Consider the following 24,821-nt stretch of genomic DNA (forward strand, 5'->3'; position numbering starts at 1 on the left):
ATCTGATTATTACTATATCCATTGACGTATAAAAATACATTTGTTACTCTTAAACATGTTAATTTAATACATAAATCCTCATTCGTATCTCGGTGAGGTAGAGGTTGCAATCATTAAGAGTATCATTTCAGGAGATGTAGTGGCATTGATGAATGAATGAGAAAGGAATGGTTGCCGAAGTAAGACGTGCCCACCATGCGCGCTTGCTGGGTCTGCATTTAATAAGTGCAGAACTGTCACAAACGTTTCGTTTGTGGAGAGCTATCGAGAGGTATGTCGTGGGTTTCTTATAAGATAGAAAGCATGTAGCGGCAAATTACGTGCTTTTTTTGTTTTGTTTGGAACTTCTCTTCCCTAGCAGGAAGACATACATATCTCCTCGCTTGACTTGGTTATACTAACTTTGGAGGTATTTTCTATGCAACAAAAAAAATGGGGCTTTTGGGTACTAACAGCTTTCGTTGTCGGTAACATGGTTGGCGCTGGTATTTTCATGGTGCCAAGTACGTTGGCACAAACAGCTAGCCCTCTCGGTGTCACTTTAGCTTGGTTAACAACAGGGTTTGGTGTTTTAATGCTAGCTCTTGTTTTCGGTAATTTAGCAATTCGTCGTCCTGATTTAACGACAGGACCACAAAGTCATGCATATGCTTTATTCTCATCACCAAAAAAGAAAAAAATGGCTGGTTTCAGCATGGTGTGGGGATATTGGGTAGCAAATTGGGCAAGTAACGTTGCCATTATCACATCTTTCGCGGGATATTTATCACTCTTCTTCCCAATTATGAAAGATACGCGTCTATTGTTTTCAATTGGCTCTTTCAATATAGAAGTTGGAAAACTAATTACATTTACTATTTGTTCTGTCTTACTATGGGGCACACATTTAATTTTAACAAACGGTGTAAGCGGAGCTGGGAAGCTAAACTTCTTAGCAACAACAACGAAAGTGACTGGATTCCTTCTATTCATCGTCGTTACTTTATTTGCATTCGAAGCTTCAAAGTTTGGACAATGGTACACACCAATGATCGATAAAGAAGGCGTATCACACGGCCTCCTTTCACAAGTAAATTTAGCGGCTCTTACAACGCTTTGGGCATTTATCGGGATTGAATCAGCCGTTCTTTTATCAAACCGAGCTACCTCCCCAAAAACGGTAAAACGCGCCACTGTTGCAGGATTACTTATCACAGTTGCAATTTACTTAGGAATTACAATTTTAACAATGGGTGTACTTCACGTTGATAAATTACAAGCTTCTGAACGTCCATTAGCAGACGCATTAAACGCTGCAATGGGTCACGGCGGCGGGAAACTTATGGCATTACTTGCTCTTACTTCCCTATTCGGTTCAATATTAGGCTGGATTTTATTAAGCTCAGAAGTACCTTATCAAGCAGCCAAAGAAGGTTTCTTCCCTTCCTTCTTTACAAAAACAAATAAAAAAGGAAGTCCAATTTACTCATTACGATTAACAAACATTATGTCGCAAGTATTCTTATTCTCAACACTATCTGGAACCATTGCGGAAGCTTATACATTCGTTATTACAGTATCAACTTTAGCCTACCTCATTCCATATCTCGTTTCACCAATCTTCCAGTTAAAGCTGGTCGCAACTGGTGAAACTTATAAAAATGAGTTACGGGCAAGAATTATAGATGGTGTGGTCGCAGTCATTGCAATTTGCTATGCTTTATGGGTTATTAAAACAGGCGCGTCCGATATAAAAACATTCCTTCTCGGAATTGGTTTATTCGTAATCGGCTTTGCCTTCTATCCATTAATGAATCGTGATCAGAAAAAAAATAACGAAAAGAAAGACGAGCAAATTGCGTAACGCAATTTGCTCGTTTTTTGCTTAATAAAACATATATAATAGAAAAAAGAGGTGAAAAACATGTCAATCGAATCACTATGGAGCTCTCGCTTTCAACAACATATTCAAAATGCCATCACATACTTTGCACGTATGATTAACGGTTTGCTATATAGCTTCATCTTCGTCTCATGTGTAGGTGCATATTATTACGCAAAGTTTCTTAAAACGGATCCTTCTAAAGGAATATCTTTATTACTCATCACGATCGTACTTACACTCATTATAACGAGATGCCAAGTTCGCACATTTATTCAAAAACCTGACGCTGTCTATTTACTAGCACTAGAAGAGAAATTAACATCTTATTTCAAAAAATCTCTTCTATATAATTACATCATTCAGCTTTTCCCGCTTGTATTTACGTTCCTTATTATCGTACCGCTTGCTATGCAATCATTACAATTGACTGTACCTTTCTTATGTACAATCTTTATCGTTTTAATGATTTTAAAGGGCTGGAACATATACATACATTGGATATGGCGTGATAGTCATGAAAAAAACATATGGCTTATAGTGCGCATTACTTGTAATGCACTTATCATTTACATGCTATTTTCTGTTGCAAATATTATTGTGCTAGGCGGCTTACTATTACTTCTTTCCTTCCTACTTCTATATACAAAAAAACAGCCTACAAAGCGCATACCGTGGGAATACATAATCGAACAAGAAGAAAAAATGGACATACGCTTTTATCAATTCGCTAGCATCTTCACCGATGTTCCGCAGCTAAAAAAACAAGTAAACGGCAGAAAATGGCTTACAAATTGGATCGAACCTTTACTACATAAAAAACAAGCTACTTTCTTCTATTTACATACACTATCGTTTTTACGTGGGAATGATTATTTCGGTATATATATTCGCTTAGGGTTAATCGGTTCTTTCATCCTATATTTCGTACCGAATATATACGTAAAAGGCGCTATCGCTTACTGCGTCCTATATATGATCTCTATGCAGCTTCGTTCGCTGTGGAAGTATTTTTCGGGAAATATTATCGTGGCATTGTATCCGATTGCCACTGAAGAAAGAATGAATCAATTTCTTAGCTTAATTTTCACATTACTAAGTATTCAACTCATTGTATTTTCAGTTGTTATACTCATTGCTACAGGACAATTACTACATAGTTTGATCATTGCAGTCATTGGGATGCTCTGGATTAAATTTATTATCGTACCGAAAACGAAGAAGAGGATTTCTTCTTTATAGTTCAAATATCTGTTCACTATAACATGTTTTCTTTTTGGCCATATAGTGCCGGTTGATTTTTCATATCTGCTTGTTATACTATAAGTATAGAAATTGATTACAAGTATTATATCGCTTTATTTCGTATAAAATAAAAGAAGAGATGCGCTAACATCTCTTCCAGTAACTGTTACCGCAAGGTGGTCGGTTGCTAAAATTTATTTCTTTCGTTTAGAACCGCCCTTACGCTTGCAGGCCTTAGGGGCGGTTCTTTTGTTAGATTTATTGCTAATTTTTTTGACTAGCTCATTTGCACAAGCAGCCGCTAACACCGTAAAAAATACTTTTACAGCATCGTGCAATAAAAGAAGTAAAGAATCCATTCGGTCACCTCCTTTCTCTCTAAAATTAGAGAAAGGATTGCAACCTTCCGCCCTCACAATATACAGTTACTTTTATTTTATCATGTCCATATAAACCTACCAATAGAAAAAACTTCACTATTAAAATGTTAATAATTGATTATAAATAGCCTCATTTACATATATTTAAACTTACAAGTAATTCCCTTAAAATATCGCATCAATTTAGAAGTAACTTAATATTACTTTAAATCCACATCAAAAAGAGGCTGCGCACAACAGCCTCTTTTCTCGCCCTAAAATTTCTTATCACTTTTCGTAGGCATTTCTCATATAGTGAAAATGACTATACGATTCCTATCCATAAGTTAAATAATGATTTCGCACATATAAAGTGAAACTTTAATCGGTGGGGGTTTTGTCCATCCCCCACTGATTATTAGCCTTCACCAATCGGGCAGTTATCTCCCACCTAACTTCCTCGCATTCGCCGAATTTTGAGGTGGGAGTCTTACTGCCCGCAAATAGCGGGATAAATAAAAAAGATGGGAGCTCTATTATGAACAACAATCCGCCTTCAACGCCCCAAAACAACTCAGAAGAAAATAGCCGTGACATTAAATTGCAAACATTACGGGTCATTGGACTCATCGTCCTTATTAGTGATTATATCCTTGTCGCTCTCTCAGAAGTAGGTGAGCTGAAAAACTTATTAACAAATCCAATTGCCACTCCAAATTTAGCTGAAATTGATCCGTTTTAGAAGCTATCTAAAAAGCGAGTCCCAGCATAACCGGTTCGCTTTTTAGATAACTTTATCCAATCTGAGAAACTCCTTTCTCATCCTCATACTTCTCTTTTCCGATCGCCTTCATAAATAATAAAATACTGCTCATACCAACGATAAAATACAGCGCACTCATTCCCCAAGAGGCAATAAATGAACCTAACATAATCCCTAATGCACCGTTCATTTTCGCCATTTGAAAGACCATTCCGTTAATCGCCATATATGAACCTCTCGCCTCATTTGGCACCATATCCGCCATAATAGATTGGCGAACCGGTACATACATCATCTCTCCTGCTGTTTGGAAAAGCCCCGCAATTAATAAAATCCATAAGCTATTGCTCGTTCCAAGTATGGTAAATCCAATTGTATAAATAAATAAGCCTACATATAAGATCTTTAAATCGTTGAAGCTCTTCAACATTTTAATAACAAGCGCCGAAAATAATACAATTAAAATTGTATTCTCTGTAGATATCCAGCTCAGCATTCGAATACCTGTTAAATCAAACGTAAAACCATTTCCAAAGAAAAAGTGAATCGTTTCAAATTCCTTCTGTAAACGTACCCCTAAATAATTATTAATTTGAAATTCTAACGATAATGTACATATACTTGCTGCACAAAAAATTAAAAACGCTCGGTCTTTCATCACAACTTTATAACTATCCGCCATATCTTTTAATACATTTTTCTTCTCTACTGTTTTTCGAGAAACATACACTTCTTCCATATATACAGCCATCACATATAAAGTAATGATCGCAACAGTCGTTAATACGATAAACAATTGTAAGCGATAGTTTTCAAATAGTAATCCGCCAAATATTGCTCCAATCGCAATCGATAAGTTAATAGCCCAGTAGTTAATGCTGTACATCACCTTTCGATTTTCAGGTGTACTCACATCTATTAACATCGCCTCGGTCGCTGGATTCATAAGTCCAGATCCTAAACTGTTCACGAGCATAAACAAAAACGTTAACCACGGTGAATCTACATAGTCTGAGTTCGCAATTCCCATACAAGCAATGGAAATGACTTGTATACTTTGGCCGATAATCATCACCTTTTTACGACCGAGTCGATCTCCAACATACCCACCGTATAAACCAATTATTAATGAAGCTATTACATTAATTAGTAGTAAAGCACCAGCAACCGCACTACCTAACTTTATTGAAAAATAAATTGCCATAAATGGAAAAATCATCGTTGATACAGCTCTTGTTAAAAATGATGTTATAATTCTAATTTTTATATTTCGATGCATACTCCAAAACCCCATCGTTTTCCCCCTCCTTATGCTTACTCATTTTACTTTGAAAAAGAGGAAGAAAAAGGTTAGAATATTCTAAAGAGTTTCCCCTTTTATCCCGCTATTTGCGGGCAGTAAGACCCCTACCTCAAAATTCAGCGAAAGCAAAGAAGTTAGGCGGGGGTCGGGCTGCCCGTAAAAGCCCGATTGGTGAAGGCTAATAATCAGTGGGGGATGAAGAAAACCCCCACTGATTAAAGCTTCACTTTATAAAGAAGGAAGTGTACACGTATGAAGATTATGGACTATTACATTCGTTTAAGGTTACATTCACAAGATCAGCAACATATGCGAAATAGCTTACAAGAATTAGCAGATATTTTATATTGCAGTACGAAAAACGTTAAAATTTTATTAAAGAAAATGAGTGAGGAGCAATTAATTCGCTGGACTCCAGGGCGAGGCCGCGGGAATAAAACTGAAATTATATTTGTACATAGTTTCGTAGAAGCAATTGAATCCTATACAGATGAACTGTTAGCGCAAGAAAAATTAAAAGATGTCTTTCTTCTTTTAAAAGAGCCCCTTCCTCTTGCACTTCAAAAAAAGATAGAAAATAAACTACTTCATCATTTCGGCTATGAACCTTCAAGTGATATGTATGACATATTAAAGATCCCTATATCAAGAAAGATATTTCCATTAGACCCGGCTTTTACGGCTGTAACAACAGAGGGTCATCTTATTAGCCAAATTTTTGATACATTAGTCATTTATAACGATATTACAGAAAAAATGGAACCGCACATTGCTCATACGTGGGAATTAAGTCAGGATCAACTTACGTGGACGTTTTATTTACGAAAAGATATACATTTTCATAATGAAACTCTTTTAACTTCTAAAGATGTTCAATTTTCATTTGAAAGATTGCAGCAAGTTCATTCTCCTTACGCATGGTTAACAGAAGAAATTGTCCAAATTGAAACACCGTCACCACTACAAGTACGATTTCATTTAGCAAAACCCAACGTTTTTTTCTTACATTATATGAGTTCCATGCAACTCGCGATTTTACCACATGATGCGAGTATCCAAAATCATCACTACATAGGAACGGGACCTTTTAAACTTGCTCATTACTCTGAAGACAATATCATACTTGAAGCTTTCACCCATTATTTTAAAGAGCGAGCTCTACTAGACCGTATTGAGTTTTGGCGTATTCCAGACCACGTGAAAATAGATTCTGATTATGAACTACCAAATGAAAAGGAAAACGAAAGACACGATATACAAATAGAAGAAATAGGTTGCATTTATGCTGGCTTCAACTTTAAGAAAACCGGTCCCCATCACGATATTTACTTTCGTAAAGCTTGGAGAGAAATATATGATGTTGAAACAATACTTCGTAACATAGAAGGAAGACGAACAATTGCTGCATCAAGCTTTTTCCCTGAAAGAAGCCGCCAAGCTCAGGGAAGATCCTATTCTTTAGAAAAGGCAAAAGAGTATTTAAAAAAGAGCACATACAATGGAGAAACGATACATATTTACTTCTTCGCATTTAAAGATAGTGCAAATGACGCAGTCTTCCTAAAGAAACGTTGCAACCGTTTAGGCATACAAGTAGAGCTTCATCCATTTCTTGTTTCAGATTATATGGACTGTTCTATTGATAAACATGCCGATATCATTTTAACGGGAGAAGTGTTTGCCGCCGAGCATGAAATTGCATTCTTAAATGTATTTAAAAATAAAAGTTGTTTTATAAGTCGATTCATGGATCCGCACTATGAAAAACAAATTAATTGTTTGCTAGATACATTTTTATTAGAAGAAAATAAAGAAAAGCGCTATGAGCTCATGTATGAAATTGAAGAGTTTTTACAAGCCGAACACATCATTTTATTTAACTATCACGTTTTAAAAAGAAAAACATATCCTTCTTCTTTAAAAAACGTAACAATTGATTCATTCGGTTGGGCAAATTTTGCGAAGTTATGGATACAGCCATCCCCGCATTAAAATGTAATGGGAGATAAAAGGAGAAGAACTATGAGAAGAAACATAGAAAGAAGGCTTTCCTATTTATACACAGGTGAGTTATTTTCAGTCATTACTTTTATTTTTACAAGTTACTTAATTAATTATGCTTATCCTACATTATATTTATATTCCCTATATTCTTTTTGGGTCTCATTTCTTCTTTTAGAGTTTCTCTTACTACAAGGAACGGTTTACTGGTATGTAAAGTGGAAAAGACTAAAAAAAGAAAAAACATCTGTTACGCCTATTTGGATCATTCAATATTTAAAAAGACTAAAAAAGATAAATATAGGATTGATTATCACAGGACTTGGTATGTTTATTATTGATTTTTTAATTTGGTATCCCCATTTACCTTTAGGCGGGCTATCATTCGCCCTATTTATTTATATTTTTGCATTATTTGAGTATATTAACTATTATCATATTCAGCTTTCATATGATAACACCTCTGATATTAAATATTTGATAAAATCAAAAAAACTAAAACAGTCCTGTATGAGTAAAGATTTTCAACGTATTTCATAAAGTGAAACTATAATCAGTGGGGATTTTCTTCATCCCCCACTGATTATTAGCCTTCACCAATCGGGCGTTTACGGGCAGCCCGACTCCCACCTAACCTCTTTGCTCCAGCCGAATTTTGAGGTGGGAGTTTTACTGCCCACAAATAGCGGGATAAAATATTAGATTTCACTTATGAAGACTTTAAGCCAATAAGAATTAAGTAATTTTTATGAATGCAAGAGAAGGTACTACATCCCTAGTAGTACCTTCTTTTACATGTTTAAAGATGAACCCTCTACGCATAGAGATGCAAACTATTATTTAATTACTTCATCCAAATGATCTTTCAAGTTCAATAAATACTGCTCAATATCCGGATTCTTCACCACATCATAGCAAGCAAAACTCTTTAGCGGGCTCATACCGAGAAACTTCTGCACACGATGTAAATGACTAAGCGCTGATTCTAAACTTTCTCCTTCAAAGAACTTCGTCTTATCTCCGAATGCTTTTTCAGGTGCGTTCCAAGTTGTAGAAAACATATACTGCTTCTCTTTTAGTAAACCACCTGTTCCATATTCATCCGCACCTTTAAAGAACAAGCCATATTTATATACTTCATCCATATACGTTTTAAATAATCCAGGAACACTAAACCAGTAAATTGGTGTTTGATAAATTACAACATCGGCCCATAAAAACTTATCTTGTTCTTCTTTAATATTGTATCCATCTTGAATCGTTATTGTTTTCACATGATGATTCTCGCTTAATACAGTTACCATATAATCAACTAACGTCCTATTTAATCGTCCTTCTTTCGTACCGTATTTTTCATGTCCATTTATAATAAAAATATTTCCCATCGCTTTTCTCTCCCCTATATGATCTACTCTTCAGCTATTAAGCCCAGTTGCTGCTTCAGCGTAAGATTATCTTCTAAATGCCAATCTTCCATTATCTTTCCGTCTTTCACATGCAAAATATCAATTGCAAAAAAACTAATTTTTTTATCATTATGAGTTCCTGTAAAAGAAAGACGAGCTGTTACTTTATCACCAACCACTAATAAATCTTCAACTTCACAATGTATGTCTGGAACTACTTTACGAAAGTTTCGCGCCGCAAGCTTTAATCCTTCAGTGCCTTGTGGTCGACCTTTCGGCAGTGTGTTATCGAAAAAATTTTCAGTAACCGTCTGCGGAATAAGTTCCTCTCTACCTGTATCCCAAAATGCATAAAAGCGCTGGGCTGCATGAACCATTTCTGTCGCTTCTTTTTTTCTTAGCGAAGGATCGATTGTCATTGTTTTTGGCTTCGGCATTTCCTTCAATAATTGGATTTCGGTTTTTTGTTCCCCACTACACGCTACAAGCACAATACAAATGACAAAAAAACTAAGTAACGCAAATAACCTTTTCATACCTATGGAAATCACCTCCTCCTCATACAAACCCTTTGTATTTCGTATTGCTATTGTATATGCATTAACTTCCTTTATGGAAGTAGTGATATTTTTTTCATATAGTTACCAAAAAGATAGTTTTGTGATACTATAAAGCAAATTCATTCAAAAAATTTTTATGGAGGCTATTTCCATGACCAATATAGATCCAGTTATATTAACGAAAGGTTTACCTGGCATCCCATGTCCTATCGCTAAAACTCTTGACGTAATTAGTACAAAATGGACATTTTTAATCATTCGCGACCTTCTTATCGAAGGAACATTACGTTTTAGTGATTTACAAAAATCAATGGACGGGATTAGTCCGAAAACATTATCACTTCGACTAAAAGAATTAGAAGCACAAGGCATAATAACGAGAAAAGTGTATCCAGAAGTTCCGCCTCGTGTAGAGTACACATTAACGGATAAAGGAAAGCAATTAGAGGGGATATTTATTGAATTAAAGCGGTTTGGATTAAGTTTGTAAAACAAAAACCCCTTACAATGGTAAGGGGTTTTATTACTTCGCGAAACTTTCAGCTAACTGTTTCTCTCTCCACATAAATGTAATGCCGAGGCCAACTATTAAAACAACACCTGAGAAAGCATATGGATAATGAATATTTATATCAAATAATATTCCGCCCATCGCTGGTCCTGCGATATTTCCTAAACTCGTATACGTTGAGTTCATACCAGCAACAAACCCTTGCTCTTTCCCAGCTGCTTTTGATAAAAACGTCGTTAAAGCTGGACGAAGTAAGTCAAATGCTAGGAAAATAAAACAAGTAACAAGAAGCACGCTCCAATAATTAAAGACGATAGTTGAAACAAACGCTAACACAGCTCCTACAATTAAACATAATTGAATTAACACTTTCTCACCTAATATGTCTACCAATTTCCCAAACATAAATACTTGTACAACTACTCCAAAAATTGAGCTAATCGTAATAATTGCAGCAATATCTTTCGGTGTGAAACCAAATTTATGATCAGAAAACAGACTAAACACAGTTTCATATGCCGATAAACCGAAAGCGAGTACAAATACGATGATAAATGCTATAGCGTACATTGGATTTAAAGATTTCTTTAAATCTCCGATAAAACTCGATTCTTTCGTATTAGTAGCAATCTCTGCAAGCTCCTCTTTCGTTAACGGCTCTTTCAAAATAAAGACGGAAATCACACACGCTATAAAGGCAATAACTGCCGCTACAAAGAACGGTACACGTATACCATATTCTGCAATAAACCCGCCGATTCCAGGCCCTATAATAAATCCGGTACTAATAGCCGCTGAAAGATATCCCATCGCCTTTGGACGTTCTTGAATAGAGGTAATATCAGCAACATATGCCGTAACACCCGGCATAATAAACGCAGCACTAATTCCGCCTAACACCCTCGCTGCATAAAGCATCCACACATCTTTTCCTAATCCAAAAAGAAGCTCTGAAACACCAAAAATAAATAATCCAATGATTATCATTTTCTTCCTACCGTAAAGATCGACCCAACGACCCGTAATAGGTGAAGTAATAAGCTGAGCCATTGCAAATACTGCAACTAGATAGCCCATCGTCTTTCCTGTTAAATTCATATCATTCATAAAGGATGGCATAACCGGAATGATTAATCCAATCCCTAAAAAAGCGATAAATATATTACTCAAAAGAATGATCAATACCATCTTTTGTTCTTTTATCGGTTTCTTCAATTTTTAACACCTCTTCCCGTAAGTTCCTCTCAAAAATAATGCCCAAGAAGCTTTCTCTTCATCCCGCCATTCGTGGGCTCATAATGAGTGAAGATGTCCCCACTCATTAAAAGTTTCACTCTATCCTTCAACACATGCATAAGTACAAAGTGAATGATTATCATTCACTTTTTCACAGAAATGAACCTACCTTTTTCAGACAGGTTCACCTAACTGTTTATATTTTTATATGTAGTGCATGTGTTAAAAAATCTAGTACTTCTGCCTTTTGTAGCTCGACTTGCTCATCATCTTTATGATCATATAAATAAACTTGTTCCGCTGCTGATTCAACAAGAGCGATAAATAACTTTGCTGTTCTTTCTGCGTGAACCGAATCGCGAATTTCACCATCTTCTTTTGCAGCACTTAAAAATTCACTTAGCCATATATAAAGAGGCTCATATACAGCTTCCCATTCTTTTATATGTTCAGTAGATGCAAGGCCCGCATACATTAATGCTTGTATTTCACGATATTCAGCTATAAAGTTAAACACTGCATCTATTACCTGCTCAACTTTACTTGAAAAAGGTGCATCGTTCTGTACTTTTTCTTTCACTGCAAGTATCATCTTCTCAACCATCACTTCTGCTATTGCAGGCATAACAGATAACTTAGAAGGAAAATATAAATAGAAAGTTCCTTGCGCAATGCCAGCCAATTTCACGATATCAGAAATCTTCGTTTTTTCAACGCCCTTTTCCTGAAATACTTCAATAGCTGCATAGACAATTTTTTCTTTTTTATTCATCATCTAAACCCTTTCACACGCGTATTGAATGACTGTCACTCATTTTATAAAATAACTAGCTGTACTGTCAATTATAGTGCACTTTTCATAATAAAAATCTCCCAACAAATCGTTAGGAGATTCAACTTTAATATCATTTTCTTATGAAAGAGCCTTTAATCCCGTCACTCCACATACGATAAGAGCTACACTAATAATACGAGCTTTACTTTTCGATTCTCCAAACAGGAACATGTTTAATAACACTGCTCCTGCAGTCCCAATGCCAATCCAAACCGCATAAGCCACACTTACTTGTAAGAACAAGAAAGATGTGTATAAAAATGCGAAGGAAGTTGCAAATCCACCTATATAAATCGTTCCATTTGCTAACGTCTTATCTTTACTATACATTTTAAGGCCTATCACACCGACTATTTCACTAATTGCAGCACAAAATACGAAAATCCAACCCATTTTTAAGCAGCTCCTTCCATAGTTTCTTCCACAGTTTCTTCTTTATTATCAGCCAATTTTAAACCGATAACGCCCGCTACGACCATCACGATAAAGAATAGTTTTCCTACACTGAAACTGCCGCCGAAAAGGAATACATCCATTAGGAAAGTACCTACCGTACCAGCTCCGGCAAACACAGCATATACAGTCCCTGTTGCAAGATGTTCGCACGCTTTAGAAAGAAAATGAAAATCAACAGCGATAACTCCTACAATAATGGCCCAATGCCACCAAGTATGAGCTGTATTAAAACCAAACACCCAAAAGACTTCAAAAATACATGTTAATATGACATATAACCAAGCTTTATTTTTCATATCTCTCACCTTTTGTTACTGACTGACCGTCAGTCATTTTTAATTCAAAAAATATAATCTCACGCTAACTACTATTTTAAAAAACAATATCATCCTCATTTATCCTTATATTTGTTCCGTTATTAAGCTAACTACATATAAAAGTTGCTTATCTACACCCTTCCACAGAAAAAAATGACTGAATGTCATTCATAAATATTCTACATGACCAATTGATAAAGTGTCAACACCCGGATTCTATTAACCCAAAAATATTTTAAATTTCTTAAATCCACATGTATATTTCTTAATAATCTGGCAATAATGGTAGTAACAAAATATTTTCTCCATTCCCCCTTGGAGAGATCCCTTAAAAAGAGCAGTTAGCTTTTGCTAGCTGCTCTTTTTAATTTGTCCGCACACTATGATGAAATACTCATAGATCAAATCCATTTTTCATCACGTAATAAGAAACGGAGGATTTTTTAATCTATTTATTTTCCAACGAGGCTTTGTATGCAATAATTTTATTTTCAAGCATATTCTCTGTAACTTCTAAGTTTTCTCTTTGAGTTTGAATAGATTTTTTATGATCTTCTAAAAGTTGTAACCGAGCTTCGGTTGTATGCTCACCTTCAGTATATAATCTAGCGTATTCTCTTATTTTTGCTATCGGCATTTGTGTTTGTTTTAATTTCATTACAAACTGCAACCACTTTATATGTGACTCTTCATACAATCTATTCCCATTTGCATCGCGATTTGCAATTAATATATTCTCCTTTTCATAATAACGTAATGTATGTGTGCTCACTCCTAATAATTTAGCTACCTCGCTAATTGTGTACATAATCATACTCCCTCCGCACGCCATTTACTCTCATATATTTTACTGCCTTATCCAAATTATCCCGCATTAACGAGCAGTAAAACTCCCACCTCAAAATTCGGCTGGAGCAAAGAAGCAAGGTGGGAGATCAACTGCCCGTAAACGCCCGATTGGTGAGGGCTAATAATCAGTGGGGGATGAACACCCCCCCCACTGATTAAAGTTTCACTTTATAAAAAACATTTGACTTAGAGTATACTCTAACAAATACAATCTAACCATAATAAATTAATTTGAATTTAGGAGGCTTTTATATGAAATATACTGTTATTACTGGTGCTAGTTCAGGAATTGGCTATGAATCAGCTTTAGCCTTTGCATCTCGCGGAAAAAACTTAATACTTGTAGCTCGAAGACAAGCAGAATTAGAAGAATTGAAATTGAAAATTAACGAAATGAATCCGGAATTGGATGTTGTCATTCGAAGAACTGATTTATCCGTCACTGAAGAAGTTTATAAATTTTATGAAAGTCTACAAAGTTTTCAAATTGAAACGTGGATTAACAACGCAGGTTTTGGTAATTTCGCCTCAATTGCTGAACAAAATTTAAACAAGATAGAAACGATGTTGCATGTAAATATAGAAGCACTAACAATACTATCTTCCCTTTTCGTTCGAGATTATTCAATGACCGAAGGAACACAGCTTATTAACGTTTCATCAGGCGGTGGATACACGATTGTTGCCAATGCTGTTACGTACTGTGCTACGAAATTTTATGTAAGTGCATTTACAGAAGGACTATCTCACGAACTGAAAGAACAAGGTGCAAAACTACAAGCAAAAGTTTTAGCTCCTGGTGCAACTGAAACAGAATTTGCACAGCGTTCATTTAATATTGATGAGTTTCAATATGATGGTGTTGTACCGAAATTTCATACTGCAAAACAAATGGCACAATTTATGCTCGACCTTTATGATAACGATAAAGTTGTAGGACTTATCGATGGTTCTACGTATAACTATGAACTTAGAGATCCACTTTATAATTTTGCCGTGAGAAAAACGAATTCAAATTCCTAATACCATCTCATTTTGTATTAAAATATAGATGCCCACTATTATTTGAATAATAGTGGGTGATTTTTCTCTAAAATTTCATCCAACATACCGAACCATCGCCACCTCATCACAATAATCAACCTTTGGACAATGTCTACAATCAATCCATACTTTCTCTGGCAATGCTTCTTTATTTACAAAATCAAATCCACACTTTTGAAAAAATACTGTTTCATACGTTAAGGAAATCACTCTTTTTACATTTATTTTCGTAGCTTCCTCCATCACATGATTTACGAGCATACGCCCTATCCCTTTTCCTGCATATGTATGCGAAACTACTAGCGATCGTATTTCTGCAAGGTCTTCTCCTAATACATGCAATCCAGCAACTCCAACAATTTTCCCGTCTTCTTTCACAACGTGTAAACATTGTAAATATTGATAGAGAGACAGAATAGACCGCGGTAAAACAACTCCCTCTTTTGCATACATTTCAATGAGATTATAAATTTCTTTCACATCACTTGTAACCGCATTAAAGATTTCCATATTATATCCCCTTACCTAGCACCATAATATTTATAAGACTAAATGAATATTAATACATAATTTCATATAATAATACATCTCTCTTTTCTCTCCGTCAATCACTTTTCTGAATTTTTCACAAACAAAAACCAAGCAATCTAATCAATGCTTAGTTCCTCATTTCGTATCGGCAATACCGTCGAATATTTAATTTCACGCAGTGCTAAACTCGTCTGTATACGTGTAATACCAAGCTTATTCAGCTTTCTAATAAAATGCTCCAGTTCCTTACGATCACGATTTGCAACTTTTAATAAATAATCATACTCTCCTGTTAAACAGTGACATTCTAACACTTCAGGCATAGATTCTAATTCTCGTTCTAACACTTCAAGCTTTTCATACTGATGAATATTCGTGCTCATAAAAATAAAGCAAAGTAAATCAAAACCTAGCTTTTCTTGATTTAAAATTGCTACTTGCTTATCAATGAATCCTTCCCCGTCTAATCTTTTTATTCTTGCATGCATCGCAGCTGGTGATAAATTAACGCGGCGTGCTAACTCTGCATTACTTACTTGTGACTCTTTCTGCAATATATCTAAAATTTTCACATCCAAATTATCAAGCACTTTAATAACAGATGACTCCATCAAAATTCCTCCTTTTTTCTTACCGATGATTATTCGAAGAAACATCCCATAACTTATATAAAACTGAATATTTTTCTTCGAATAAGATTTCTAACAAAACATTTTATCGAGTTTTAACCATTATACAAAAGAATATATTAGATAATAAAGAAAAATGCTAAAATTATTTACAATTCATTCTTATTTCAAAAAAGGGGTTTTTAGCATGCCTTATTTTTATGTCTTTTTATTATTATTAACGAGCTTATTATGGGGAGGAAATTTTGTTGTTGGGAAATCACTCGTCGATCATGCATCTCCGATGACACTGACAAGTTTAAGATGGATAATTGCGATCATTTGTTTATTACCAATGGTATGGTTTAAAGAGAAGAAAATCATTCCACCACGCTCTGCAATACTTCCGTTAATACTTATGGGAATTTCAGGAGTCGTTCTTTTTAACATTTTTCAATTTTTAGCACTAGAAAAAACATCCGCAACGAATGTAGGTCTTATTTCTACATTGAACGCTATTTCGATTGCATTATTTTCTGTGTTATTTCTAAAAGAAAAAGTAAATACACTTCAAATTCTTTCTATGATTCTTTCATTTTCCGGGGTCATCCTTGTTCTTTTGAAAGGAAATTTCGCTCTATTGTTTTCACTACATTTTAATAGCGGCGATTTATGGATGATTGCGGCTGTTTGTATTTGGGGCATTTATTCTGTTTGTAGTAAATGGGCGACAAAAACAGTTACACCACTAATGGCGACGTTATATTCTGGCATTTTTGGCGTCATTTTATTGCTTCCATTTAACATAGGCAACTTCACTGTTTCCAATATTAATTCTTCCTTCATAACATCACTTTTATATACAGGATTGATTTCAACGGTCCTTTGTATGGTATTTTGGAACATTGGTGTACAGAAATTAGGAGCTACTACATCGGGTATTTTTCTAAATTTCAATCCGATTTTTACAGCTATCCTAGCCTTTATTTTCCTCGGAGAAGAACTAACATGGATTCAAATTTTCGGGACAATTATCGTCGTGACAGGATGTTATTTATTTTCTCATTTTAAAACCGTTGCTTCGCAGCCAACTGGAGCTTTAGTGCGAAAGCATTCTTAATGAAAAAACATCGCCACCAGAGTGGCGATGTTTTTTATTTACCTTTCATTTCTTTCACATACTGTTTTTCTTCTTCTGGCGATAAGCGTTCTGTTGCCTTTCCGGTATCACCACCTTGAATTTCCCACAAAAAGTTATGCTCCTCAACCGTTTGTGAAAAGTCTCCTTTCTCCCAACGCTCCAAGGTAGAAAGTAGCTTTGATTTATATTTAAAATTAGTACTGCTTTCTACTGCGTTCTTCGCACTACTAATTTCCTTATTTGTCATTTCGATAAATCCCCATTTCTCAGAGGATTTCACTTTTTGATGTACCATCCTATGCATTGTAGAAATAATTTCATCTTCACTAACTTGTGGCTTCTCTTCCTTTACTTTCTTCTCCTGTTGATCCATTACTTTTTGTACTTTAAGGCTCTTCTCCTCCTCCTCTATATAATTAAGAAATTTAGTAACACCGAATAAAGCCCCCATCACAATTACAATCATTGTAATTGTCCCTATTATCCATTTTTTCATATTATGTACTCCCCATTCCCCCTAATAATTACATAAACAAATGGAATCGCCTGCACATAGTCGATTCCATTTGTTTCCTTATTTTATTTTAAGCCTTCATCGCTTCTCGTACAATATAACTATCCACATACTGCTTAAACTTCACGGTTTTTCCGTTCTCAAGTTTCCATACGTGAACAAAGTCTGCTTCAAAGGATTTTCCCGTCTCTTTATAAACTCCTGAGTAAACACCTTCAGCAATGATTACATCTTTTCCGTTTACTTCATGGTACGTATTTACACTCGCTTTATAATTATCCCATTCTGATCCTAAACGGCTAAATACATTTTCCATTATTGCTTCTACACCAATATACGTTCCACCGTACGGAAAACCGGCTGCCTCTGTCCACTCTACTTTTTCAGAGAGAGCTTCCGCTAAATGTTTTGTATTTGAAGAAGATGGTCCTTCATATGTGCTTCGAATAATTTCTAAATTTGATTTAAGCATGTTACTTCCTCCTGCTTTCATATTCCTTTAAACTTTACACAAGGTGTAATCGGCGTAGTTACATCTTGTGTAAAAAATATCGGTATCATTTTATACCTAACTAACTTGATGTAATTATTATAGTTACATCAAGTCGTCAAGTCAACACTTAAAAAATGAAATTTACTTCGTTTTCATTACTCTCTCTTTTAAGAAACGATCTACATATCCTTCTGCTTTTACAACGAATAAATACGCACCCATTGATAATAAAGCAAGATCTAATTCATATCCCGGATTCTTTCCATCTCCTAATAACCCTGCTGCTCCATTTACCTTTACGATAGCTCCAGCCAAAATAAGAGCGAATAACAATCCTACATATCGTACACCTAAACCGATAATTAATAATATACCACCTACTAATTCAACTGTTGCTACGCCGTATGCAAGACCACCTGGTAAGCCGATACTTGTAAACCATCCTGCTACGTTATCGATACCTGATTGAAACTTTGCTAAACCGTGTGCAAAAAACGTAACTCCTAACACGATACGAATAATTAAATTACCAATATATTGATTCATTTTGAACTCTCCTTTTTTTGTTTTGTTATGATGAACATTTATTCACAAGACAAAACAATACGGTATTTCTCTTCAGTCGTCAAACACTTTTTTGAAAGAAAACAAAAAACATTATCCGTTTTACGAATAATGTCTTTTACAAAATAGTGCTAATTCAAGCTTTCGCTCTATTACTTAGAATAAGTTGAAAATTTTCCCCAGCACCTATATAAGACAATAAAGACACATCTTCTTCAATCACCATTCCAACAACATTCACTCTCTCATCTTCAGGTAAATCATTTATAACAATTTGCATTTCACCAGCATATCTACCGTACAATTCATTATCGATTGTAATACTGCCCCGTTTTCTTGAAATTGTATTCATCGGTTGTAATACAACTTTATTTTCTTCACGCGATTCTACAGAGCGAATTACATCACGTGCTGGATCAAGCCGGTTCGTATGCACTCTTTCTATCAATTGTACAGTGTCGCTATCATTTATAAATGATTGATATCGCACCGGAATAATCCCATTACTCGCCATCGCGATTTCTTGTACCCTTTCTAGACTCGCGCTTATGTCTCCAATTAGCACTTTATCGACGGCACACTCTTGAACAAGTTCTAAATACGCCTCAAGCGGCCGCATATAGCGGTGCTTTTCTAACGTTGGTAAACCTCCATATAAAGGACCTCGTTTTTCATCATCTCCCGGAATAAATGCCATCGTTTTTATTCCGCAATCATGTAAATACTTATTTTGTTTTTGTAAAAACGACTTTGCTAGTCCTGTTTCTGGACGCGGATAAAAATTATGCCACGCTTCTACACGATCTACTCGTATATTTTCCGCAAGTAACTCTTTCCAAAATGATTCTGTAATCGTACTCGCGTTTAAAGCCACTTTCATTTTATGAGATACGAGCGCAATTTCTTTTGGTGCAATACCGTAATCCATTCGCAAACCAGTAATGCCCCACTCTACTAACTCTTCCACATTTTCATACGTTATTCCTAAATGGTTTAACGATTTTGGAAAGACATCAACCATTAATTCCATTTCATTTTCGAGAGCTTGTTTCCCAAGTATTTGAATTAACTCCTTATACGTATTCGGATCATCTTCTGGAATGTGAAGAGATGTAAAAATAGATGAAAATCCGTTTTCTTTCGCTATTTTTAACCATGCTTCTTGTTTCTCTACTCGCTCTTTTGAAAGATAAATTGAAACTCCTATCATATAAATCTCCCTCTCTATTAATAGAAAAAGAGAAAGGAAACCCCTTTCTCTTTTTCTATATATTTTCTGCCATTTCTTCTTTAAATCCGAAGAAGTACGTAAAGATAAATCCGAAAGTATATGCAATCACTAAACCAAGGAAATATAATAAATATTTATTATCAGCAATTAACGGAATTAATGATAATCCTGATACGCCGATTCCGAGTGCGGCTGTTTTCATAACTGCTTGGAACGCACCGCCGACAGCCGCTCCTAAACAAGCAGTAAGAAACGGTTTCCCAAGTGGCAATGTAACCCCGTATAATAACGGTTCACCAATTCCTAAAAATCCTACTGGTAATCCACCTTTAATCACATTACGAAGGCGTTTATTTTTTGTTTTCACATAAATTGCAATCGCTGCTCCTACTTGCCCAGCGCCAGCCATTGCTAATACTGGTAATAAAGGCGTTACGTGAGTTTGATTAATAAATTCCATATGAATCGGTGTTAAACCGTGATGTAATCCGACCATTACGAGAGGTAAAAATGTTCCAGCAAGCACAGCTCCGGCAAATGCTCCGCCAATATTTAAGATAGCATTAATTCCGCTTGTAATTCCTTCAGATAAGAAACCTGCAACTGGCTGAATTGCTAACATCGTTACTATACTTACCACTAATACAGTAATGAGTGGTGTCACGATAATATCAACTGCATTTGGCACAGCTTTTCGAACTTGTCTTTCAACTACAACCATAAGCCATGCTGCAAAAATAACTGCAAATAATCCGCCCCGTCCGGGTACTAGCGCTTCACCGAATAATTTTACATTCGCCATCGCTGGATTGAAAATTAAAATACCTGCAATTGCCCCAAGAACTGGTGTCCCTCCAAATTCTTTCGCTGTATTCCAGCCGACTAAAATGCCTAAGAATGTAAAGATACCGCCGCCAATTAAAAGTAACATTTGTAGCCATGTTGCATTCGGGTCGGCGCCTGCATTTTTCGCAAAGTTAGCAACCCCGTTTATAATTCCTGATGCGACAAGACCAGGTATTAACGGAATGAAAATACTTCCTATTTTTCTTAAAAAGTTTTTCACTGGTGTATTATTTTTCTTCTTAATCCCTGACTTTATCTCTTGACCGAGATCCTCAAGGTGATGGTCTGCAACCTCACCAATTCGTAATCCTGTTAAAACTTCCATTTCAGCTGCTACTTTATTTACTGTTCCTGCACCAACGACAACTTGAAGTGTTTCATCTTCAATCACGCCCATAACACCTTCAACTTTTTTCAGAAGGTCCATGTTCACTTTACTTTCATCATGAAGCGTTAATCGTAACCTCGTCATACAATGAGCAATGCCACGAATATTTTTTACTCCCCCAAGTTGCTCCGTAATCTCACTTGCCATTCTCACTTCTTTCTTCATAACAGAATCCCCCCTCCCCAGAGTTTAAAGTGCCTTCTTCACAAATCCTTTCGCACATTTTAATTTTTCTAGTGCTTCCCCATATTCACACTGTAGTAATATCATAACGATTGCAGCTTTCACATTTCGATTTGCTTTTTCATAATACTCTGTAGCTACTTCATAACTAGCGCCTGTTGCTTCAACAATAATTCGTTTTGAGCGTTCTACTAACTTTTCGTTTGTCGATTGAACATCTACCATTAAGTTTTTATATACTTTCCCTACACCAATCATAGACACTGTAGAAATCATATTGAGTACTAGTTTTTGCGCTGTACCAGCCTTCAAACGTGTTGAGCCTGTTAATATTTCTGCGCCTGTTTCCACTTCCACATTTAGTTTTGCATATTTACTTATTTCAGCATTTTTATTACAGGAAATACTAGCTGTACTCGCTCCCACACTACTTGCGTATTTCAATCCGCCAATTACATAAGGTGTTCTACCACTTGCTGCAATTCCAATAACCGTATCTTTCTCGTTTAATCCAATGCTTTTCAAATCTTCTTCTGCTAACTCTTCACGATCTTCAGCGCCTTCTACCGCCTTGGTAAGCGCTTTCGATCCACCTGCTATAAATCCTTGCACCATTTTGTCATCTGTTCCAAATGTCGGTGGACATTCCACTGCGTCTAAAATACCTAAACGGCCACTCGTACCAGCCCCAATATAAATTAAACGGCCTTCTTCTTCAAAAGACTTAATAACAATCTGTACAACCTTTTCAATTTCTTCTATTTCATTTTCAACTGCTAACGCAACAGTCCGATCTTCCTGATTCATGCTTTGTAAAACTTCTTTTATGCTCATCTCATCTAAATTCATCGTCTTCTCATTACGATGTTCTGTAGATAAATTTTCTAACATGTTGTCACCTTCTTCGAAATTTTATTTCATACTTTTATTATAACTTTAAGAAATTTAAAATCGATATTACTTTTTTATTTTATGAAATTTCATTTCTTTTCATGACAAATTTATGTCCAGTCACACAAAAAAAGATGGGTTTCCCCATCTTTTCACTTTAACTTCCGTAACCGCAGAGCTTCTTCTCTCGTCTCCATAAATTGATCTATCACATTATTACCGATACGGTTAAAAGTAATAACGTATAAAGCATCAATCATATTCAGTTGCGTCATCCTTGACGCAATACTCGCAATGCGATGATCTTGCTCTACATCTGGCATACAAAGGCGAATGTCTGCCGCTTTATATAAAGGAGATGATTGGTCTAGCTTCGTAATCGCAACAACTGTAGCCCCTCGCTTCTTCGCATATTGCGCCATTTCGAGCACATCTTTCGTCCGCCCAGAAGTTGAAATCGCCACAAATATATCTCCCTCTTTTAAATTCGTGACGAGTGGCAACATCATATGAAAATCAGATAGCATCATCGCTGTAAATCCAAGGCGAGTAAATTTATAAGCTCCGTCCATCGCCGGTGTAGCTGATCCACCAACACCGTAAAATATGATCTTATCAGCCTTCACAATACTATCAGCAGCTTTCTCAAGTTCCTTCTTATCTATCGCAGTAACACTCGCCTCAATTGCAGCTTTATTCACATATGTAACTTTATTAAACAAATCATACGGTCCATCTTCTGTATTCATCACTGAAAAGTCGTTAATATTATAATCAACAATTGTTAATTCACGAACGAGTGCTATCTTAAATGCTTTAAAGCTTCCAATACCGATTGTTTTACAAAAACGTACAACACTCGCCTCACTCGATCCCGCATTTGTAGACACTTCTTTCGTCGTTAAATTCGGAACAATCTCTGCGTTCCCCATTATATACATGGCAACCTTCTTTTCAGCTGGTGAAAATTGATCCATATTATTTTCAATTTTAAATAGTAATGTTGAAGCTTTCACCATTTAACCTCCACTTCTTGTGGCTACTTTTTATTTCGTATATTCTACTTCTTCATGAAGATAATAGCCATCATCACCAGACGGATGGTGAACAATTACAGTTCGATCCCCTTTTTTATATGCAGTTATTTCGCCTTCAGATCTCTGTTTTTCCCATCCATTTATCCAAATTGCAAAGTCAGGTACAAAAGCAGTGTACTGATGTTCTTTCAGGTTATCACCTTCCACATAAGAAGAAAAAATAGAAACCGGAAAATCTTTCACTTTTGATTCTTTTCCTGCCATACATGGTATGCAAAGTAAAAGAAGTATAACTACACCTATAACTTTTCCCCTCGTAATCTTCATCTATTTCTCTCCTTACCCTAGCATATACGTAGATTTTAACATAATTACAACCTATTCATGCTACATAACCATTGCTTTTTGCGATAAAAAAAGGGCTTACCTATATAAGATAAGCCCGTTCTCTCTATACAAAATATTTCTTCAAAAGCGGCGGTGTAATAATCGTCGTTAATATGACAACAATGACAATCGCTGTGAAATTTTCTTTCGCTAATAAATTCGCCGTTAATCCATTTGCTGCAATGATAAGCGCTACTTCCCCGCGCGACACCATTCCCGCACCGATACTAATAGAAGATTGTAAGTTAAATCCTGTTAGTCTTGCTCCTAAACCTGATCCAATTAACTTTGTGAAAATTGCGATGAGCGTCATGATGATAATGAACCAAAGTTGGCTTCCGATACCTTGAAATGTAATTTCCATTCCGATACTTACGAAGAACACTGGGACAAATATCGCATACGCAATTGGTTCAATTTTATGTTCTACTTCGTGTTTATACTCCGTTTGTGAAATGGCAATTCCTGCTGCAAATGCCCCAATAATACCTGCGATTCCCATCATTTCACTGTAATACGAAAAAGAGAAACAAATAATCAGAGCCGCACTAATTAACGCTTCCGATACACGAAGTGGTACGAGCATTTTCATAATCCACGGAACTACTTTCCATGCGATAAAAACGATACTTACAAAGAAAATAATTTTCTTTGCGATAACCAGTGTTATATTCACATCTTGCGTTCCTAAAAAGCTCATTACAAACGCTAATAAAATAACGACTATCACATCATCAAATACAGCCGCTCCTAAAATCGTTGTACTTTCTCTCGTATTCATTTTCCCTAAATCTCTTAACGTTTGCACCGTAATACTAACCGATGTTGCGCAAAGTAATAATCCTAAAAAAATGGCGTGGGATTGCATCAATCCGAAAAGCAGTCCCGTTACATAACCACCGATGAAAGGGAAAATAATTCCACCAGCCGCTACTGCAAAGGACGCTTTTAAATTCCGATTTAACTCCTCTAAATCTGTTTCAAGTCCCGCCATAAACATAAGTAGCAAAACACCGATCTCGCTAAGCTCATCAATAAGTTCTGAACTATTAATAATACCAAGCACAGCAGGACCAATAATAATACCAACGATTAATTTACCAAGTACAGAAGGCTGGCCAAGCCTAACGCTAATATCACCAGCTAATTTCGTACAAAGTAAAATGACGACAAGTTCAAAATAAAATAACATAGCATCTTCTCCTACTATATAAAGTAAATCTTTTTGTTAACCTGCATCTATTTCTGCACATAGTTTCTC

Annotated in this window: 28 protein-coding genes and 1 riboswitch; of the genes, 8 read left to right on the top strand and 20 right to left on the bottom strand. The window is 35.8% G+C overall.

Translation table 11 applies throughout. The annotated features are described in order from the left end of the window. Positions 1–90: 90 nt before the first annotated feature. Positions 91–272, top strand: a riboswitch (Lysine riboswitch). A gap of 146 nt (positions 273–418) precedes the next feature. Further along, positions 419–1,843, top strand: a complete 1,425-nt coding sequence (locus CQZ94_RS13265) for an amino acid permease (RefSeq protein WP_002201634.1) — start codon at positions 419–421, stop codon at positions 1,841–1,843. A 60-nt stretch (positions 1,844–1,903) separates the two neighbouring features. Beyond that, positions 1,904–3,103, top strand: coding sequence for an ABC transporter permease (locus CQZ94_RS13270; protein WP_105585764.1), 1,200 nt, complete (start codon positions 1,904–1,906; stop codon positions 3,101–3,103). 197 nt (positions 3,104–3,300) lie between these two features. Here the strand turns inward: CQZ94_RS13270 and CQZ94_RS31220 are convergent, their stop codons facing one another. Then, entirely contained in the window at positions 3,301–3,465 is a 165-nt protein-coding gene (locus tag CQZ94_RS31220; protein WP_181149497.1) for a hypothetical protein, read from the bottom strand. A gap of 538 nt (positions 3,466–4,003) precedes the next feature. On the opposite strand from CQZ94_RS31220, the gene CQZ94_RS13275 reads away from it, so the two are divergent. Further along, entirely contained in the window at positions 4,004–4,207 is a 204-nt protein-coding gene (locus CQZ94_RS13275; RefSeq protein ID WP_105585765.1) for a hypothetical protein, read from the top strand. 52 nt (positions 4,208–4,259) lie between these two features. Here the strand turns inward: CQZ94_RS13275 and CQZ94_RS13280 are convergent, their stop codons facing one another. Next, on the bottom strand, positions 4,260–5,522 hold the full coding sequence (locus tag CQZ94_RS13280; protein WP_105585766.1) for an MDR family MFS transporter: 1,263 nt from the start codon (positions 5,520–5,522) through the stop codon (positions 4,260–4,262). Between the two features lie 261 nt (positions 5,523–5,783). On the opposite strand from CQZ94_RS13280, the gene CQZ94_RS13290 reads away from it, so the two are divergent. Beyond that, positions 5,784–7,523 (top strand): SgrR family transcriptional regulator, encoded by a 1,740-nt coding sequence (locus CQZ94_RS13290; protein WP_105585767.1) that lies wholly within the window; start codon positions 5,784–5,786, stop codon positions 7,521–7,523. Between the two features lie 30 nt (positions 7,524–7,553). Further along, positions 7,554–8,072 (top strand): general stress protein, encoded by a 519-nt coding sequence (locus CQZ94_RS13295; RefSeq protein WP_105585768.1) that lies wholly within the window; start codon positions 7,554–7,556, stop codon positions 8,070–8,072. A gap of 296 nt (positions 8,073–8,368) precedes the next feature. On the opposite strand, the gene CQZ94_RS13300 is transcribed toward CQZ94_RS13295, so the two are convergent. Beyond that, positions 8,369–8,917 carry an NAD(P)H-dependent oxidoreductase gene (locus tag CQZ94_RS13300; RefSeq protein WP_105585769.1) on the bottom strand — a complete coding sequence of 183 codons (549 nt, stop codon included), beginning with the start codon at positions 8,915–8,917 and terminating at the stop codon, positions 8,369–8,371. A gap of 23 nt (positions 8,918–8,940) precedes the next feature. Beyond that, on the bottom strand, positions 8,941–9,480 hold the full coding sequence (locus CQZ94_RS13305) for an ester cyclase (protein ID WP_142395837.1): 540 nt from the start codon (positions 9,478–9,480) through the stop codon (positions 8,941–8,943). 169 nt (positions 9,481–9,649) lie between these two features. Between CQZ94_RS13305 and CQZ94_RS13310 the strand changes: the two genes are divergently transcribed. Further along, positions 9,650–9,988, top strand: coding sequence for a winged helix-turn-helix transcriptional regulator (locus tag CQZ94_RS13310; RefSeq protein ID WP_002114903.1), 339 nt, complete (start codon positions 9,650–9,652; stop codon positions 9,986–9,988). A gap of 33 nt (positions 9,989–10,021) precedes the next feature. Here CQZ94_RS13310 and CQZ94_RS13315 read toward each other — a convergent pair whose 3' ends face one another. The 5 genes from CQZ94_RS13315 to CQZ94_RS13335 form a co-directional block, all read right to left on the bottom strand. Beyond that, on the bottom strand, positions 10,022–11,224 hold the full coding sequence (locus tag CQZ94_RS13315) for an MFS transporter (protein WP_105585771.1): 1,203 nt from the start codon (positions 11,222–11,224) through the stop codon (positions 10,022–10,024). A gap of 217 nt (positions 11,225–11,441) precedes the next feature. Further along, complete coding sequence (locus CQZ94_RS13320) at positions 11,442–12,020, bottom strand: TetR/AcrR family transcriptional regulator (protein ID WP_105585772.1); 579 nt, start codon at positions 12,018–12,020, stop codon at positions 11,442–11,444. Between the two features lie 138 nt (positions 12,021–12,158). Further along, positions 12,159–12,473, bottom strand: a complete 315-nt coding sequence (locus CQZ94_RS13325; protein ID WP_105585773.1) for a DMT family transporter — start codon at positions 12,471–12,473, stop codon at positions 12,159–12,161. Between the two features lie 2 nt (positions 12,474–12,475). Next, positions 12,476–12,832 carry a DMT family transporter gene (locus tag CQZ94_RS13330; protein WP_105585774.1) on the bottom strand — a complete coding sequence of 119 codons (357 nt, stop codon included), beginning with the start codon at positions 12,830–12,832 and terminating at the stop codon, positions 12,476–12,478. 469 nt (positions 12,833–13,301) lie between these two features. Then, entirely contained in the window at positions 13,302–13,661 is a 360-nt protein-coding gene (locus tag CQZ94_RS13335) for a MerR family transcriptional regulator (protein ID WP_105585775.1), read from the bottom strand. Positions 13,662–13,954: 293 nt separating this feature from the next. Between CQZ94_RS13335 and CQZ94_RS13340 the strand changes: the two genes are divergently transcribed. Next, positions 13,955–14,725, top strand: coding sequence for an SDR family NAD(P)-dependent oxidoreductase (locus CQZ94_RS13340; protein ID WP_105585776.1), 771 nt, complete (start codon positions 13,955–13,957; stop codon positions 14,723–14,725). 75 nt (positions 14,726–14,800) lie between these two features. Here the strand turns inward: CQZ94_RS13340 and CQZ94_RS13345 are convergent, their stop codons facing one another. Both CQZ94_RS13345 and CQZ94_RS13350 read right to left on the bottom strand, forming a co-directional pair. Beyond that, entirely contained in the window at positions 14,801–15,256 is a 456-nt protein-coding gene (locus CQZ94_RS13345) for an N-acetyltransferase (RefSeq protein WP_105585777.1), read from the bottom strand. 137 nt (positions 15,257–15,393) lie between these two features. Then, a complete protein-coding gene (locus CQZ94_RS13350) occupies positions 15,394–15,888 on the bottom strand; it encodes an Lrp/AsnC family transcriptional regulator (RefSeq protein WP_105585778.1) in 495 nt (164 codons plus the stop codon). 205 nt (positions 15,889–16,093) lie between these two features. On the opposite strand from CQZ94_RS13350, the gene CQZ94_RS13355 reads away from it, so the two are divergent. Then, entirely contained in the window at positions 16,094–17,005 is a 912-nt protein-coding gene (locus CQZ94_RS13355) for a DMT family transporter (RefSeq protein ID WP_105585779.1), read from the top strand. 34 nt (positions 17,006–17,039) lie between these two features. Here CQZ94_RS13355 and CQZ94_RS13360 read toward each other — a convergent pair whose 3' ends face one another. The 9 genes from CQZ94_RS13360 to CQZ94_RS13400 form a co-directional block, all read right to left on the bottom strand. Next, the gene (locus tag CQZ94_RS13360; RefSeq protein WP_105585780.1) at positions 17,040–17,522 is read right to left on the bottom strand and encodes a PRK06770 family protein; all 483 of its coding nucleotides are present in this window, start codon (positions 17,520–17,522) and stop codon (positions 17,040–17,042) included. A gap of 88 nt (positions 17,523–17,610) precedes the next feature. After that, positions 17,611–18,012, bottom strand: coding sequence for a nuclear transport factor 2 family protein (locus CQZ94_RS13365; RefSeq protein ID WP_105585781.1), 402 nt, complete (start codon positions 18,010–18,012; stop codon positions 17,611–17,613). A 162-nt stretch (positions 18,013–18,174) separates the two neighbouring features. Continuing rightward, positions 18,175–18,579 (bottom strand): DoxX family protein, encoded by a 405-nt coding sequence (locus tag CQZ94_RS13370; RefSeq protein ID WP_105585782.1) that lies wholly within the window; start codon positions 18,577–18,579, stop codon positions 18,175–18,177. Between the two features lie 154 nt (positions 18,580–18,733). Continuing rightward, the gene (locus CQZ94_RS13375) at positions 18,734–19,807 is read right to left on the bottom strand and encodes a DUF871 domain-containing protein (RefSeq protein ID WP_105585783.1); all 1,074 of its coding nucleotides are present in this window, start codon (positions 19,805–19,807) and stop codon (positions 18,734–18,736) included. Between the two features lie 55 nt (positions 19,808–19,862). After that, a complete protein-coding gene (locus CQZ94_RS13380) occupies positions 19,863–21,227 on the bottom strand; it encodes a PTS transporter subunit EIIC (protein WP_105585784.1) in 1,365 nt (454 codons plus the stop codon). A 24-nt stretch (positions 21,228–21,251) separates the two neighbouring features. After that, the gene (murQ, locus tag CQZ94_RS13385) at positions 21,252–22,136 is read right to left on the bottom strand and encodes an N-acetylmuramic acid 6-phosphate etherase (protein WP_105585785.1); all 885 of its coding nucleotides are present in this window, start codon (positions 22,134–22,136) and stop codon (positions 21,252–21,254) included. Between the two features lie 152 nt (positions 22,137–22,288). Beyond that, positions 22,289–23,152: a MurR/RpiR family transcriptional regulator gene (locus tag CQZ94_RS13390; RefSeq protein WP_105585862.1), complete on the bottom strand. Its 864-nt coding sequence runs from the start codon at positions 23,150–23,152 to the stop codon at positions 22,289–22,291. A gap of 30 nt (positions 23,153–23,182) precedes the next feature. Next, positions 23,183–23,500 (bottom strand): outer surface protein, encoded by a 318-nt coding sequence (locus tag CQZ94_RS13395; RefSeq protein WP_105585786.1) that lies wholly within the window; start codon positions 23,498–23,500, stop codon positions 23,183–23,185. 124 nt (positions 23,501–23,624) lie between these two features. Beyond that, complete coding sequence (locus CQZ94_RS13400; RefSeq protein ID WP_083596011.1) at positions 23,625–24,752, bottom strand: cation:proton antiporter; 1,128 nt, start codon at positions 24,750–24,752, stop codon at positions 23,625–23,627. Positions 24,753–24,821 lie beyond the last annotated feature (69 nt).

The sequence above is a fragment of the Bacillus sp. MYb209 genome (assembly GCF_002975175.1).
In the GTDB taxonomy this organism is placed as follows: Bacteria; Bacillota; Bacilli; order Bacillales; family Bacillaceae_G; genus Bacillus_A.

Bases quoted from the DNA above. Each gene is read 5' to 3' on its own strand.
- CQZ94_RS13265 (WP_002201634.1), top strand. From the start codon at position 419: ATGCAACAAAAAAAATGGGGCTTTTGGGTACTAACAGCTTTCGTTGTC.
- CQZ94_RS13270 (WP_105585764.1), top strand. From the start codon at position 1,904: ATGTCAATCGAATCACTATGGAGCTCTCGCTTTCAACAACATATTCAA.
- CQZ94_RS31220 (WP_181149497.1), bottom strand. From the start codon at position 3,465: ATGGATTCTTTACTTCTTTTATTGCACGATGCTGTAAAAGTATTTTTT.
- CQZ94_RS13275 (WP_105585765.1), top strand. From the start codon at position 4,004: ATGAACAACAATCCGCCTTCAACGCCCCAAAACAACTCAGAAGAAAAT.
- CQZ94_RS13280 (WP_105585766.1), bottom strand. From the start codon at position 5,522: ATGGGGTTTTGGAGTATGCATCGAAATATAAAAATTAGAATTATAACA.
- CQZ94_RS13290 (WP_105585767.1), top strand. From the start codon at position 5,784: ATGAAGATTATGGACTATTACATTCGTTTAAGGTTACATTCACAAGAT.
- CQZ94_RS13295 (WP_105585768.1), top strand. From the start codon at position 7,554: ATGAGAAGAAACATAGAAAGAAGGCTTTCCTATTTATACACAGGTGAG.
- CQZ94_RS13300 (WP_105585769.1), bottom strand. From the start codon at position 8,917: ATGGGAAATATTTTTATTATAAATGGACATGAAAAATACGGTACGAAA.
- CQZ94_RS13310 (WP_002114903.1), top strand. From the start codon at position 9,650: ATGACCAATATAGATCCAGTTATATTAACGAAAGGTTTACCTGGCATC.
- CQZ94_RS13320 (WP_105585772.1), bottom strand. From the start codon at position 12,020: ATGATGAATAAAAAAGAAAAAATTGTCTATGCAGCTATTGAAGTATTT.
- CQZ94_RS13325 (WP_105585773.1), bottom strand. From the start codon at position 12,473: ATGGGTTGGATTTTCGTATTTTGTGCTGCAATTAGTGAAATAGTCGGT.
- CQZ94_RS13330 (WP_105585774.1), bottom strand. From the start codon at position 12,832: ATGAAAAATAAAGCTTGGTTATATGTCATATTAACATGTATTTTTGAA.
- CQZ94_RS13335 (WP_105585775.1), bottom strand. From the start codon at position 13,661: ATGTACACAATTAGCGAGGTAGCTAAATTATTAGGAGTGAGCACACAT.
- CQZ94_RS13340 (WP_105585776.1), top strand. From the start codon at position 13,955: ATGAAATATACTGTTATTACTGGTGCTAGTTCAGGAATTGGCTATGAA.
- CQZ94_RS13345 (WP_105585777.1), bottom strand. From the start codon at position 15,256: ATGGAAATCTTTAATGCGGTTACAAGTGATGTGAAAGAAATTTATAAT.
- CQZ94_RS13350 (WP_105585778.1), bottom strand. From the start codon at position 15,888: ATGGAGTCATCTGTTATTAAAGTGCTTGATAATTTGGATGTGAAAATT.
- CQZ94_RS13355 (WP_105585779.1), top strand. From the start codon at position 16,094: ATGCCTTATTTTTATGTCTTTTTATTATTATTAACGAGCTTATTATGG.
- CQZ94_RS13360 (WP_105585780.1), bottom strand. From the start codon at position 17,522: ATGAAAAAATGGATAATAGGGACAATTACAATGATTGTAATTGTGATG.
- CQZ94_RS13365 (WP_105585781.1), bottom strand. From the start codon at position 18,012: ATGCTTAAATCAAATTTAGAAATTATTCGAAGCACATATGAAGGACCA.
- CQZ94_RS13370 (WP_105585782.1), bottom strand. From the start codon at position 18,579: ATGAATCAATATATTGGTAATTTAATTATTCGTATCGTGTTAGGAGTT.
- CQZ94_RS13375 (WP_105585783.1), bottom strand. From the start codon at position 19,807: ATGATAGGAGTTTCAATTTATCTTTCAAAAGAGCGAGTAGAGAAACAA.
- CQZ94_RS13380 (WP_105585784.1), bottom strand. From the start codon at position 21,227: ATGAAGAAAGAAGTGAGAATGGCAAGTGAGATTACGGAGCAACTTGGG.
- murQ (WP_105585785.1), bottom strand. From the start codon at position 22,136: ATGTTAGAAAATTTATCTACAGAACATCGTAATGAGAAGACGATGAAT.
- CQZ94_RS13395 (WP_105585786.1), bottom strand. From the start codon at position 23,500: ATGAAGATTACGAGGGGAAAAGTTATAGGTGTAGTTATACTTCTTTTA.
- CQZ94_RS13400 (WP_083596011.1), bottom strand. From the start codon at position 24,752: ATGTTATTTTATTTTGAACTTGTCGTCATTTTACTTTGTACGAAATTA.